Source organism: Pedomonas sp. V897, from assembly GCF_051304405.1.
GTDB lineage: Bacteria > Pseudomonadota > Alphaproteobacteria > Sphingomonadales > Sphingomonadaceae > Pedomonas.
The window spans coordinates 1-12,828 of sequence record NZ_JBPPGG010000011.1; the positions used below are offsets into that span (position 1 = coordinate 1).

General features: G+C 65.2%; 19 protein-coding genes. 18 read left to right on the forward strand and 1 reads right to left on the reverse strand.

What is annotated here, in order from left to right; all coding sequences use genetic code 11:
- The 9 genes from ACSJJU_RS14665 to ACSJJU_RS14705 all read left to right on the forward strand — a co-directional run.
- Positions 1 to 1,374: hypothetical protein (locus ACSJJU_RS14665; protein WP_435916324.1), on the forward strand; the 1,374-nt coding region annotated here is incomplete at its 5' end.
- Positions 1,375 to 1,392: 18 nt separating this feature from the next.
- The gene (locus tag ACSJJU_RS14670) at positions 1,393 to 1,683 is read left to right on the forward strand and encodes a phage fiber-tail adaptor protein (RefSeq protein ID WP_435916291.1); all 291 of its coding nucleotides are present in this window, start codon (positions 1,393 to 1,395) and stop codon (positions 1,681 to 1,683) included.
- Positions 1,680 to 2,240 carry a head-tail connector protein gene (locus ACSJJU_RS14675; protein ID WP_435916292.1) on the forward strand — a complete coding sequence of 187 codons (561 nt, stop codon included), beginning with the start codon at positions 1,680 to 1,682 and terminating at the stop codon, positions 2,238 to 2,240. The genes ACSJJU_RS14670 and ACSJJU_RS14675 overlap by 4 nt, the downstream gene beginning before the upstream one ends.
- Positions 2,228 to 2,548, forward strand: coding sequence for a phage head closure protein (locus ACSJJU_RS14680; RefSeq protein ID WP_435916293.1), 321 nt, complete (start codon positions 2,228 to 2,230; stop codon positions 2,546 to 2,548). Before ACSJJU_RS14675 ends, ACSJJU_RS14680 begins: the two co-directional genes overlap by 13 nt.
- Entirely contained in the window at positions 2,548 to 3,027 is a 480-nt protein-coding gene (locus ACSJJU_RS14685; RefSeq protein WP_435916294.1) for an HK97-gp10 family putative phage morphogenesis protein, read from the forward strand. The genes ACSJJU_RS14680 and ACSJJU_RS14685 overlap by 1 nt, the downstream gene beginning before the upstream one ends.
- Before the next feature lies 1 nt (position 3,028).
- On the forward strand, positions 3,029 to 3,433 hold the full coding sequence (locus ACSJJU_RS14690) for a DUF3168 domain-containing protein (protein WP_435916295.1): 405 nt from the start codon (positions 3,029 to 3,031) through the stop codon (positions 3,431 to 3,433).
- A 65-nt stretch (positions 3,434 to 3,498) separates the two neighbouring features.
- On the forward strand, positions 3,499 to 3,918 hold the full coding sequence (locus tag ACSJJU_RS14695; RefSeq protein WP_435916296.1) for a hypothetical protein: 420 nt from the start codon (positions 3,499 to 3,501) through the stop codon (positions 3,916 to 3,918).
- Positions 3,915 to 4,271, forward strand: coding sequence for a hypothetical protein (locus ACSJJU_RS14700; RefSeq protein ID WP_435916297.1), 357 nt, complete (start codon positions 3,915 to 3,917; stop codon positions 4,269 to 4,271). The genes ACSJJU_RS14695 and ACSJJU_RS14700 overlap by 4 nt, the downstream gene beginning before the upstream one ends.
- A gap of 44 nt (positions 4,272 to 4,315) precedes the next feature.
- On the forward strand, positions 4,316 to 4,597 hold the full coding sequence (locus ACSJJU_RS14705) for a phage tail assembly protein T (RefSeq protein WP_435916298.1): 282 nt from the start codon (positions 4,316 to 4,318) through the stop codon (positions 4,595 to 4,597).
- Here ACSJJU_RS14705 and ACSJJU_RS14710 read toward each other — a convergent pair.
- On the reverse strand, positions 4,588 to 4,749 hold the full coding sequence (locus ACSJJU_RS14710; RefSeq protein ID WP_435916299.1) for a hypothetical protein: 162 nt from the start codon (positions 4,747 to 4,749) through the stop codon (positions 4,588 to 4,590). The genes ACSJJU_RS14705 and ACSJJU_RS14710 overlap by 10 nt on opposite strands.
- 11 nt (positions 4,750 to 4,760) lie before the next feature.
- On the opposite strand from ACSJJU_RS14710, the gene ACSJJU_RS14715 reads away from it, so the two are divergent.
- From ACSJJU_RS14715 to ACSJJU_RS14755, 9 genes are all read left to right on the forward strand, one after another.
- Entirely contained in the window at positions 4,761 to 6,977 is a 2,217-nt protein-coding gene (locus tag ACSJJU_RS14715; RefSeq protein ID WP_435916325.1) for a phage tail length tape measure family protein, read from the forward strand.
- Positions 6,978 to 6,987: 10 nt separating this feature from the next.
- The gene (locus tag ACSJJU_RS14720) at positions 6,988 to 7,470 is read left to right on the forward strand and encodes a hypothetical protein (RefSeq protein WP_435916326.1); all 483 of its coding nucleotides are present in this window, start codon (positions 6,988 to 6,990) and stop codon (positions 7,468 to 7,470) included.
- A gap of 18 nt (positions 7,471 to 7,488) precedes the next feature.
- Positions 7,489 to 8,088 (forward strand): hypothetical protein, encoded by a 600-nt coding sequence (locus ACSJJU_RS14725; protein WP_435916327.1) that lies wholly within the window; start codon positions 7,489 to 7,491, stop codon positions 8,086 to 8,088.
- A gap of 11 nt (positions 8,089 to 8,099) precedes the next feature.
- A complete protein-coding gene (locus ACSJJU_RS14730; protein ID WP_435916328.1) occupies positions 8,100 to 8,747 on the forward strand; it encodes a hypothetical protein in 648 nt (215 codons plus the stop codon).
- Complete coding sequence (locus tag ACSJJU_RS14735) at positions 8,744 to 9,172, forward strand: DUF6950 family protein (protein WP_435916329.1); 429 nt, start codon at positions 8,744 to 8,746, stop codon at positions 9,170 to 9,172. Before ACSJJU_RS14730 ends, ACSJJU_RS14735 begins: the two co-directional genes overlap by 4 nt.
- A complete protein-coding gene (locus ACSJJU_RS14740) occupies positions 9,165 to 11,510 on the forward strand; it encodes a phage tail tip fiber protein (protein WP_435916330.1) in 2,346 nt (781 codons plus the stop codon). Before ACSJJU_RS14735 ends, ACSJJU_RS14740 begins: the two co-directional genes overlap by 8 nt.
- Before the next feature lie 66 nt (positions 11,511 to 11,576).
- Positions 11,577 to 11,825: a hypothetical protein gene (locus ACSJJU_RS14745; RefSeq protein ID WP_435914397.1), complete on the forward strand. Its 249-nt coding sequence runs from the start codon at positions 11,577 to 11,579 to the stop codon at positions 11,823 to 11,825.
- On the forward strand, positions 11,825 to 12,520 hold the full coding sequence (locus ACSJJU_RS14750) for a hypothetical protein (RefSeq protein WP_435914398.1): 696 nt from the start codon (positions 11,825 to 11,827) through the stop codon (positions 12,518 to 12,520). Before ACSJJU_RS14745 ends, ACSJJU_RS14750 begins: the two co-directional genes overlap by 1 nt.
- 15 nt (positions 12,521 to 12,535) lie before the next feature.
- On the forward strand, positions 12,536 to 12,828 hold a 293-nt coding region (locus tag ACSJJU_RS14755), incomplete at its 3' end, for a hypothetical protein (RefSeq protein WP_435916331.1).

Here is a 12,828-nt window from a genome sequence, read left to right on the forward strand (position 1 = left end):
ACCATGTCCCTGCGTGGCTCGGGCGACGGCGGCTTCTACCAGGCCCTGGACTCCAGCTGGATCGGCAGCGCCGATCTCAGTGTTTTTCTCTGGATTAAATCCATAGGGACACCCGCGATTGCATCCCGGATTTTCGGCCTGTATCAGGCCCGCTCGCGAGGATTCCTGATCTTCAACGGGTCGTCATATGTGTCTGGGTCGACCAACCTGTCGATCTGCTGTGTCGCAGGTCCCGGAGTCGACACGCAATGGGGGAACAACGCCAGCCAGGCGGGCCGGGGCATGGCGCACGTCGCCGGCGCGCTCAGTGGCGGGGGGTGGGTGCCGGTCTGCGCCGTGATCCGGGGCTCCGGGGCGCCGGATAACACGGGCAGCGGCAACGCTCAGCAGATCCACTCGCTGCACGTGGGCGGCGCTGCCGGTACTGTCGGGTCAACCACCTCGGGCATTGCGCCAGCTGCGACAGGGAGCCGGGGGCTGCTACTGGCCAACGACACCAGCGCGAACTTTTTCTCTGGCGCGGTCGCCGAATGCACCGTCTGGGTCGGGTACCGCCTGTCTGACGTAGAGCGGCAGGCACTGGAGGGCGGGGCCGACCCGGCGACCATTGCCCCCGAGTATCAGGTCTACCGGCGCTCTTTCCGCAACGGGCTGGCTGGTGAGGTCTGGGACGGCACGCTGGTCGCGCTCGGCGCCGGGGCGACGCTCGATCTGGGCGATCACCCGCCGATTGGCGGGGATGAGCCGGTCGAGGTCGATGTTGCGCTCCCGTTCATCACTGCGGCGCCTCTGGCGGCGTCCGCGGCCACTGGGGCGGCGGTGCCGGGGGCATTGCCAGCCGTGGGGATCAGCCCGCCGGCGGCAGTGGCGGCGGGCGGTGCAGATGTAGAGGCGGTTCTGCCTGATGCGGCGCTGATTGCGCCAGCGGCCGCGGTGGCCGGTGGGGCTGTGGCCACACCTGGCCTGCCGTCGATTACGGTACAGCCTCCGGGTGCTCATGCCGGGGGCGGCCAGTCCGTGGTTGTGGCCGCGGCGCTCCCGTCTGTCGCTATCTCGGCGCCCGCGGCTCAGATAGCGACCGGCGCGGTGCTCCTGGCTGCATTGCCGACCGTCACCATCTCGCCGCCAGAGGCGCATGCGGGGACCGGCACAGTGGCCCTGGCCGCACTGCCGGTCATCACCCTTGCCGCGCCAGAGGCGGCCGCAGTCGGCAGCGCAGCGGTGGCGGCGTCGCTGCCTGCGATCATGGTGGCCGCTCCGTCAGCTGCCATCGGCCGGCCCTACATCCCGGCGTTCAGCCGGATGGGGCGGGCCCCGGCGTTCCGGGGCGGCCGGGCGCCGGCGGCACGGGCCGCACGAGCAGTAGGGATGTGAGGGTGTAAGATGTACCGCATGAAACCGGCCGGCGCTGACCTCGACTATCCGATCGCCTGGGAGCTGGCGGAGGACGACACCATCACCGTCAGCACCTGGCGGGTGGAGCCGATCGGGGAGCCGCAGGCGGGCGATCTGCAGGTGGTGCCGGGGTCCGAAGCCGTCAGCGGCGCGGTGACGGCGTGCATGCTGACCGGTGGTCTGAGGGGGCGGCGGTATCGGGTCATCAACCGGGTCACGACGGCGCAGGGCCGGACGGACGAGCGCTCCCAGCTGATCCGCATCGGCCAGGTGGAGGTGCTGACATGAGGATCATCACGCCGCCCGCGGCAACGCCGGTCACGCTGGAGGAGGTGCGGGCGCAGCTGCGGCTGGACGGCAACGAGGAGGACGCTCTGCTGGCGGGATACCTCGATGCGGCGGTCGAGCATGTGCAGACCATGACGAGCCAGCTGCTGATGCCGCAAACGGTCGCGTTTGAGTTCGACAGTTTCGAGGATATGGCGCGGCCGCTCCCGTGCGCGCCAATCCGGGCAATCCAGTCGATCAGCTATGAGGCGGCGGACGGTAGCACGCAGACGATAGAGCCGAGCGAGTACCGGCTGCGCGAGCGCGGGCGGCTGGCTCTCATTGCGCGCCGGAGCGGGTGCTGGCCGCAGCTGGCACCCGGGGCGGTGGTCACGGTGACGGCCGAGGCAGGCTACGAGGACGCCGAGGCAGTGCCGGTGACGCTGCGTCAGGCGATCCTGTTCCTGGCGGCGCATTTCTACGAGACCCGCACGCCGGTGGGCGCGGCGAGTGGTTCGGCAGAGCTGCCGCTGACTTTCCGTCATCTGGTGGAGCCGCACAGGCTATGGCTGATCTGATCGGGGCGCTGGATCGTCGCCTGAGGCTGCTCCGGCAGAACCAGGCGCAGAATCCGGTCAATGGCGATGTGACGGTCCAGTGGGTGCCTGTGGCGACTGTGTGGGCCTCGCGTCGGCAGCTCTCCGGCCGGGAGGTGGAGTTCGCGGCGGCGACCCGGGGCGCCGAGGAGTTGCGGTTCCGGATCCGCTACCGGCCGGACGTGTCCACGACAGGGCGAGTCGAGTGCGAGGGTGTGCCGTACGAGATCGTGCGCGTCGAGGAGATCGGTCGGCGGCGCTGGCTCGACATCTACGCGCGGAGGGTGTGATGGCGGCTTCTCGGGTGCGGGTTACATTTACCGGCGGAAAGCAGCTGGAGCAGGCCCTTCGGGAGATGGGTGAGGAATGGGCGACCAAGGCGGGCTACCGCGCCAATCTGAAGGCTGCCCAGCATATGCGGGATCGGTACGTTGAAGCTGCGCCTTATCAGCCCGGATCGACCGTCAAGTCGTGGAAGCGCAAGGACGGCACAGTCGTTAAGGCAGATTACGGCCACCTGAAGGAGAACATTCGTATCCGGCGCGACAAGTCCCGCAAACAGGGCAACGTCGTGCATCTGGTAACGGTGGGGAAGGCCTTCTGGGGGCGTTTCCTCGAATATGGAACCCGCAAGATGGCGGCGCGGCCGTGGATGCGCCCGGCCTTCGAAAAACATCGGGAACAGGCGGTTGATATTCAGCTTGGCGAGCTGAACAGCTTGATCGAGCGGGCAGCCAAGCGGATCCGCGGGGCAAAGGCGAAGAAGTGACATGCTGGACGCCGCGATTTACCAGCTGTTGGCCGGGAATTCGGCCGTTGCAGGGATGGTCGGCACCCGGATCTACCCGTCCCGCGCACCGGATGAGGCAACGCTGCCGTATCTGGTCTATCTCGACATGGCCGAGATCGACCGTGCGCGCGATCTCGATGGTGTCGGCGGGCTCCGCCAGGCTCGCGTGCAGGTGGACGCATGGGCATCCACGGCAACTGGGGCCAAGCGGCTTGGTGATGCCGTGGTCGAGGCGCTCGAGGATTTCACCGGGGCCATTGCCGGTGTGACCATTGCCGATGTGGAGCTGATCGGCGGTTTCGATGATTGGGATGGCGGCGAGGGGGCAGCGCCGAGCCCCGTCTATCGCCGAATGCGAGAGTTCTACGTCTGGGTCCAGAGCTGACCCAATCAAATCACAAACCTGGGCCAGCCCGCCAGCGTGCGGGCTTTTTTTCATAGGAGGCGGCTATGGCTGTGCATTCCAAGGGCACGCAGCTGAAGATCAAGATCGACGGCGCCTATGTGCCCATCCCCGGCATTGCGTCGATCTCGGTGCCGGCGGGCCAGCGCGAAAAGATTGATGTTACGACGCTCGATTCGGCGCGGAAGGAGCACATCCTCGATATTCCGGACGGCACCGATATGTCGTTTGAGCTGGATCTGAAGCCGAAGACTGGCGGCGGCGGGTACGTGGACGCTCAGCAGGAACTTGAGGACGCCTATCTGGACGGACTTGAGCGCGACTTTCAGGTCGTACTCCCGGGTGAATTCGGCATCACGTACGCCTTCAAGGCGACGGTTAGCCTGTTCCAGCCGAAGGCCGCGACTGGCACCCAGATGAAGGCTGACGTGACCATTTCGTCCACTGGTGATGTTACGGTTGAATGATGAGCAAGATCCTCTCTCGCGACGATATCCTGAAAATCGACGATCTGCCGATCAAGAAGGTCGAGGTCCCCCAGTGGGGAGGCTCGGTGTACGTGCGCGGTCTGACGGCCGAGGCGCGAGATGCTCTTGATGCGGCATATGCTGACGCCAAGAAGAGCGGAGTCCCGGTCAATATCCGCGCCCGATACGCAGCGGCCTGTATCGTCGACGATAAAGGTCGTCCGATCTTCGCCGAGGATGACATCGATCGCTTGGCGGCAAAATCGGCTGACGCTCTCGACAAGATCTACGACGCCATCGTCGAGCAGTCCAAACTGTCGCCCGCGCACGTTGAGGAGGCGGCAAAAAACTGATCGAGCGGCCCACGCGCAGGCTGTTGCTTCGGCTCTGCCTCGCGATGGGCCGCACCCCTCGCGAGCTGGGGCGGCTGCTCACCAGCGAGGAACTGACCGAGTTTATGGCGCTTGACCTGGTCGAGCCATTCGGGCAGCGGCGGATGGACGACTGTTTCCGCCTCCTCGCGGCTCTCATCTACAACAGCAATCTGGCCGGGGGCGCCAAGGTGCTTATGCCAGGCGACTTTCTGAAGGTGTGGGAACCACCGGTCGAGCGCGACTTAAAGGCCGAGGCGGAGGCGATTTACCAGTATTTTCAGAAACGGGTGAGGCGTCAGTCCTGACGCCGGCCCTTCGCCTTGCTGGCCTCAAGGCTGAGATCGACGAGGCGGCGGATGGCTTCGGCGCGACACGAAATGTCCGGCTGCTGTCTGGAATAGAAATAGAACTGCGCGGGTGTGACAAGCAAAGGCGGCCCGAAAGCCGCCTTTTTCATCGGAGACGAACATGCAGGTCGCAAGTCTGCACACGTCGATTGTGCTGGAGAGCGCCAGCTTCCTCGTCCCCCTGAGGGATGTGACTTCCGAGGTTGAGAAATCCTCCCGTAAGATGGAACAGGAGCAGAACAGGCTGGCTCGGTCTGCCGACAGGCTTCTCTCGTCACTCGACCCCGTTTATGCCGCTCAGAGCCGCTTCAGTAAGGGGATGGAGGAGGCGGATCGGCTGCTGAAGGCTGGGGCGATTTCAGTTGAGCAGCATGCCCGGGCCGTTCAGGCGCTCAAGGCCAACCTCGATAGTGCGGTGTCGGTCGCGAGCAAGACGGCGGCAGCCGAGCAGGAGCGCCTTGCCGCTTCGGCGGACCGGCTGCTGTCGTCTGTTGATCCACTGTATGCGGCGCAGAGCAGGTTCAACAAGGAATTGGCCGAGGCGCGGCAGCTATTCCAGCAAGGTGCGATATCGGCCCAGCAGTTCGCGACGGTCGAATCTGCTCTGAAACTGCGGCTGGAGCAGACTTCGGCTGCGCTCAGGGCTCATGACCTCGCATCAGCACAATCGCAGCAGCGTATGCGGCTGTTGGGCTATCAGATCTCGGACGTCGGCGCCCAGTTGGTGGGCGGCCAGAACCCATTCATGATCCTTGCCCAGCAGGGGCCGCAGGTCGCGATGGCTTTCGACGGTGCCAAGGGCGCTGCCGGGCGCTTCGCATCCTTCATGACTGGACCTTGGGGCGCGGCGATACTTGCGGCCACGTCGGCTGTCGGCATGCTCTGGATGAAGCTGGCCGAGGGGAAGACGGCGACGGAGGAGCACGCGAACGCTTCAAAGACCTTGCGCCAAGCCATCGAAGATCTGGACCGTGCGACCGGAATCTACAACCAGACACTCGGTAAAAAGATCAGGCTGGAAGAGGAGGAGGCCCGGGAGAAGTATGACGATGCTGTAAAGGAGCGCGCTAAAGCCATCAAGACACTGGCGGACGCCAGGAAGCGCCTCGCCGATGCTACGTCCGGCAGCATCGCAGACCCTTCAATGGCGGCCTCGGCGGCTGAGGCTGGCCTTGTGGTCCAGAAACTTGAAAAGAAAATAGCGGACCTGAACAAGGAGATTGGAACTGCTGAGGAAGGCTTCCGCCGTGCCGACGTGGCGCGCTCAATCCAGCGCATCAGGGAAGAACTGGATCCCACTGCTGCCGCGATTGGGCGGTTTGACCGGGCTGTTGAAGCCTTGGCGGAGAAGCGGGCTAAGGAACTGATCACGCAGGAGCAGTTTGATCGCGAGTATAAGGCTCTGGAGATCAAGAAGGAGGCCGAACTCGAAGCCATCAAAGCCACGGAGAAGGCCAGCAAGGCGCAGGATAAGGCGGCCAAAGAGTGGGAAAAAGCTTCCAATTCCCGCATCCAGTCCTTGCTCAAGGAGCGGACTGCGATGGCGCAGTATGTCAAGGACATGAAGATTCTCCAGGAGTCGTTGTCCCGTGGCACGATCAGCGCAATGGAGCGGGACATTGCGGCCAACCGAGCCCGTCAGGAGTGGCTGGATGGTCTCGCCCTCAAGCGCCTCGAGCCCAAGATAATGGATTCCAGCGCTGCCAAGCTGGCGCTGCCGAAGGTCAACATGAGGGAACTGGCCAATCTAGACAGCGTCCGTGCGACCCGGGAGGAAATCGAACGGACGGCTGAGCGATACCGTCAGCTGGACCAGGCAGCCATGCAGTTCGCAACCAACATGAGCAGCAGTTTTGAGGACGCCATCTTCGCGGGCAAGGGGCTGCGCTCGGTGCTGAGTGGCCTGCTTGACGACCTCGGCAAGATGGTGATCCGGCTGACCGTTATTGAGCCGCTGGCGCGCTCTGTGGCGGACGCCCTCAAGGGCAGCCGCCTGGGTGGCGGCGGCGGGATCTTCGGCCTGATCGGTGGCCTGTTCGGCGGGGCTCGCGCCAATGGCGGGCCGGTGACGGCGGGCCGTGCCTATCTGGTCGGGGAGCGGGGGCCTGAGCTCCTCATGCCGGCCACCTCGGGGACGATCATCCCGAATGGGGCGCTGCAGGGCATGACGGGCGGCGGGCGGGTCATCAACATCACCGTCAACGCCCAGGATGCTGTGCTCGCCAGCACCGTGCGCGGCTGGGTGCAGGAGGCGGTCATGCTGGGCGCAACCGGTGGCAGTGCGATGGCACAGCAGGATATGGCCCGCCGGGCACGGCGGCGCATTCCGGGGACATAGGGGCATTAAAATGCAGGATGAAGAAAAGCTGCTGGCTGCTGCTCGCTTAAATTACGAAGCATTGTCAGCTGATGCTTCCAAGCGGATCGATTATCAGGTGGGCTATGCCGAGCAAGGGCTGAAGGGGCTGATGCTGGTTAATGGTGGTGCGATTGTGGCGCTGTTCACCTTCATTGGCAATGAAGCCCCAGTGGCTTTGGATACTGTGAAGGTGTGGTGGGCGTTTCGATGCTTTTCAGCCGGGATCGTGTTCACTTTGTCTGCTTACTTTGCGGCCTTTTTCTCGCAGGGGCAATACTACCTTTCCAGCCAATATGAGGCTTGGAACTGGGGGCAGAAAATGCTGACCGGCGTGGACGGGAATTACAAACATAAACGGCCATTCAGGATCGGCAAGTGGTGCGAGGTGCTTGGGGCGGTTGCCGCATTGGCTGCGCTGGTGGCTTTCATAGCAGGCGCCAGCTTCGCCCTCAAAGGCGTTTTGCCCGCTTAAACATCGGAGGCCATGCCGATGACCATCGACCTGCCGAGCACTCCGGCTCCGGCGGAGGCCGTGATTCAGCCGGTGGATTTTGGCGCCATCCTGACGCCACCGATGGGCGGCGCGCTGCAGCGCATCAACCGGTTGGGCAACCGCTACCAGGCCACGTTTACCATGCGCCCGATGCGCTATGAGCCGCACGGGCGCATCTGGGCGGCCCGATTGGCGCGCGCCCAGACGGAGGGTGGGCGGATGCGCTTCCTCCAGCCCGGCTTCGCCCCCGGGAACCCGGGTAGCCCCGTGGTGGACGGCAGCGGGCAGCTAGGCAGCGCGCTTGCCCTGCGAGGGCTCACGCCGGGCTATTACATCCGGGAGGGCCAGGCTTTCTCGGTCGAGCGTGGGGGGCGGCATTCGCTGCTGGTGGCCGCCGAGGGTGTGACGGCGAACAGCAGCGGCAAGGCGTCAGTCCCTCTGACGCAGATGATCCGCACGCTGCTCTACGATGGCGATACCTGTCATTTCGTCCAGCCGATGATCGAGGGCCTGCTGACCGGCGATGCCATCTCGTGGGCGCTCCGGCCCGGCCGGATCACCGAGGGCTTCAGTTTCACCATCACCGAGATTGTCTGACAGGAGGGGGCATGCCTCTTGCTCCAGCAATGGACGCTGCGCTGCAAGGCGCGGCGCCCACGCTCGTGGGACTCGTCGAGATCGAACTCCCCGACTACAACCTGCGCCTGCTGGCACCCGGCACCGGCTTGATCGCGTGGGGAGACAAGGTGTTCACCGGTGCCGACCCCAACTTCGGCGTCCTGGCTGCGATCAGCGAGATCTCCGACGGCACCGGCGACGAGGCCCCGGCGATCACCCTGACGTTGATGCCGTCCAGCGATGCGGCGGCAGGCCTGCTGGCGTCGCCCACCATGCAGGGCAGCCCGGTCAAGATCTGGCAGGCGGCGGTCGATCGCGTCAGCGGGCTGGTGTATGCGGACCCGGAGCTGTTGTTCATCGGTGAGCTGGACGTGCCGACCATCGTGTCGGGCCCGGACGGCCGCACGCTCGAATACGAGGTGGTGAGCGTGTTCGAGCGCCTGTTCGAGCAGGACGAGGGCGCGCGGCTCGTCTCCGGTTTCCACAAGTCGATCTGGCCCGGCGAGCTCGGTTTCGACTTCGTCACCGGTGTCGAGGACCAGATCTACTGGGGTGTGGAGGCCCCCAAATCGGCGGTCTCCTATGGCTCCAGCGGCGCTGGCGGCGGGCGGACGACGGGCAACCGGTATCTGGTATGACGCCGCTTGAGATCCGCACTGCGGCGACGCAGGCGACGCTGGACCGTTTCGGCGACCAGCCATTCCAGTGGGGGAAAAACGACTGCGCGCGCATGGTGGCCTACCACCTGCGCAAGCTCGGCTATCCCGTGCAGCTGGCAAAGGCCGGCACGTACAAGTCCGCCATCGGTGCCCGGCGGGCGCTGCAGCGCCTGGGCTTCGGCCACCTGCGCGAGGCGGTGGACAGCTATGGCCTGTCCCGGATCCCGCCCGCGGCGGCGATCATCGGCGACGTGATCGAGCTGCCCGCCGATGACGCGCTCGGCGCCCTCGGCGTCGCCCTCGGCAATGGGCGGGTGCTCGCCTATCACCAGGATGCGGAGGGGGCGGTGGTGATCCAGCCGGCTGGATACGTGACGGCGTGGAGGTCGATCGAGCATGAGTAAGGTGGTTCGCACGGCGGCTACGATTGTGGGGGCCGTCGCGCTCGGCGCCATTGGCGTTGGTGCGATCGCGGCGGCGGCGGCCGGGCCCGGATATGTGGCGACGAGCGTGGCGGGCGTCTCCATGTCCACGTGGACCGGCCTGGCGGCGGGCGCCGGCCTGGTCTCCATGGCGACGGGCCTCACTGCCCCGAAGCCGAGCGTCAGCGGCTCGCCCACGAAGTTCATGGCGGATCCCCAGGCGCCGATTCCCTACGCCATCGGCCGCACCATGAACCGGGGGAATATCATCTATCAGAAGACCCACACCAGTCCCGGCAAGGTGCCGAACGATCGCTTGACGATGGTCGTCATCCTCTCTGGTGGCGGTCCGGTCCAGGAGATCGAGGCGTTCTACGCCAACAAGGCGCTGGTGTCGTTCAGCAGCGCCGGTGCCGCCACGGGCAGCTTTGCCGACTACATGTGGCAGAGGCGGCAGCTGGGGCAGTGCCCGGAGCCTGCTGCGCTGTCGGTCTCCAGCGGCGATGGCTCGCCGCCTCCCGGCTGGTCGTCGGCCCACAAGCTGTCGGGGTATGCGGCGGCGATCTGGACCCTCCGCTGGGACAGCAAGGGCGAGAAATTCCCGAGCGGCGTGCCTGAGCCCGGGTGGGTCGGCAAGTGGGTCAAGGTGTACGATCCGCGCCTCGACAGCACCTACCCGGGCGGCTCCGGCCCGTGCCGGCCGCTGCAGGAAAGCACCTACGTCTGGTCGCGCAACCCATTTTTGCACGGCCTGACCTGGTGCCTCGGGCGCTGGCAGAACGGTAAACGCGTGCTGGGCATGGGCGTGCCGATTGACGGGATCGACGTCGCCGCATTTGTGGAGGGCGCGAACGTCGCAGATGCCAACGGCTGGCGCGCCGGCGGCGTTGTCTATTCGACCGACAGCAAATGGCAGGTGCTGAAGCAGATGCTCCAGGCGGGCGGCGGCGAGCCGATCCGGCAGGGGGCGAAGATCTCCTGTATCGTCAACGCGCCGAAGGTGTCGCTCGCGACGGTGACGACCAACGACTTGGCGGGCGAATGCCGGGTTGCCGCCACGCAGTCCCGGCGCGACAGGATCAATGCGGCGATCCCGCGCTATCGCTCGGAGGCGCACGACTGGGAGATCATCTCCGCCGACAAGATCCGCGTGCAGCAGCACATCGATGAGGACGGAGGGGAGCGGTGCCGCGAGATCGACATGCCGCTGGTGCAGGTGGAGACTGGACAGTCCAATGCCCAGCCCGGCCAGCTGGCTCGCTATGCCATTGAAAACAGCCGTGAATTTGGCCCGATTGTACTGACGCTGAAACCCCGCTGGATGGGATACCGTCCGGGGGACTGCATTACGGTCAACCTCCCTGAGTTGCGGCTGGTCAATCAGGCCTGTCTGGTTTTGACCAGGTCGCTGGATCCGCAAACCGGGATTGTGACGCTCACCTGCCGGTCGGAGACCGCAGGCAAACACGCGTTTGCGCTGGGTCAGACGGCGACCCCTCCGCCGACGCCGGGCGTTGCCAGCGAGCCGTTCCCGTATTTGTCATGGGACCTGATCCCGGACCCTAACGGGACGAAGCCGGAGGACAATGCCACCGTCGGCGGTCAGTTCGGCGTCAACATCCGCGACGAATTCGGCAACATCCTCACGACCGATGAGATCCGCAAGGCGATCGACAAGATCGGCGAGTCCCAGCTCCTGCCGGAACTGGCGAAGCCCATCACCGACGGCCTGATCCGCTCGATCATCGATATTGCCCACACCGATGGGCAGGTGTTCGAGCAGACCCGCGTGTCGGCCAAGCAGACGTCCGAGATCCGGGACGTCAAGGTGGCGACGGACGAGGGGGTGTATGCCATCACCCAGCTCTCGTCGCGTCTCAACGAGGCCGGCGGCCCGGGCGTCACGATGGAGCAGGCCCTCTCGATCCAGGAGACCGCGATCGGCACCTTGTCGGCCAGCTACACCCTGCGCATCAACAACAATGGCCGCGTGTCGGGCTTCGGCCTTGCATCAGGCGCAGGGGGAACGAGCGAGTTCGCGATTCTGGCTGACCGCTTCGTCGTCGCGGACCCGGCCAATAACGAGGTAACGGCCTATCCGTTCCAGGTGGTCGACGGGCAAGTCTACATCCGCAAGGCCATGATCCAGAAGATCCAGGCCGGTGACATGGAGGTGGCCGAGCTGTCCGCGATCACCGCGAAGATCGGCCTCCTGCGGACGGCCTCGACGGGGGCGCGCCTCGAGATCCACGACAACGTGATCAAGGTCTTTGATGAGAACGGGAACATCCGCGTGAAGATCGGCAACCTGGCGTTGTGAGGACCCGCGATGGCATTTGGCGCTCAAGTTCTCGACGCCCTGGGTCGCACGCTGCTGGACACGACGATGCGGTCCGGGCGCTTCATCGGCAGCGTCGAGACCAGCGGGACCAACGGTTCGATCACCGTGCCCGCATTCGCACAAGGGGCCCCTTTCGCGGTGGTCCTGGATGCCAACCTCAGCATCACGGACATCTACACGTTCCGGCCGTGGCTGCCGCTGGTGAGCATCAGCGGCACAACGCTGTCGTGGGACTATAGCGCTGCCGGGAGCGCCTACAGGGCCAATGCAACCATCATCTATGGGGTCTACTGATGGCGTTCGGTCTGGAGGTCCGCAACGAGGCGGGGACGGTCCTTTTCGACACGAACCACTTCAACTACGCGCTCGACAGTGTCGTCCAGGCGACGGCGAGCGTGCCCACCCTCAACGGCGGGGACTGGGAGTCCTCCATCGCGGTCGGCAATTCGCCTCATCCGCCGTTGGTGGCGATGCAGAGCCTAACGGGCGCCACCCCCATCCGATGCAGGCCCCTGGGCGTCAACTCGTGGCTGATGGACGTGCGCACGAAGGGGGCGGGGCTCATCACCTACTACCCCTTCAAGCGCGGGACGCTGCGGACCAGCGGGTTCGGCGTCCAGACCTACGACGCAAACGGCGATGTCGTCTATTCCGATGCGGACCGGCCGCTGCGCCTGCTGGGTGTCATCACCGGATCCGATGGGGCATCGGCCTCGTTCACTGCGAAGACATGGACCTACCCGTCCAGCAAGCGGGTCGCTTTCATCTGCTGCCGCTGGGCGGGGTACCGGTATCTGCGGGACGCCGGCGGCGGGTTCATCGAGACCGCAAACGTCGTCTGCGGTCTCCGAAACGTGGACGATTATACCCTCCAGGGCGTGCACCTGAAGATGTGGGATTTTACGGCGGGCTCGCAGGGCACCCAGCGCTACGACCTGACCCAGCCGAACTACCAGTTCCTGGTGGTGGACGTCACTGACTACGACTGATCTGCGGAGACAATCATGGCGTGGTATCGCACTGGCACCGTTGGGGTCACCAACGGCTCGCCCGCTGTTACCCTGACCGGCGGCAATGCTCTGACGAATATCTTCCCCGGTGATACCTTCTGGGGCCCGGACGCCGCGCCGTATGAGATCGCGGCGATCTCCTCGGAGACCACCTTTACGCTGGCGACCGACTACCAGGGCCCGACGGCGACGGGGCAGCCCTATGCGATTCAGCCGACCGGGAGCACCGGCGCCCTGCGGCTGCTGTACGAGCAGGTATCGACGCTGGTCACGCACTACCAGACCGG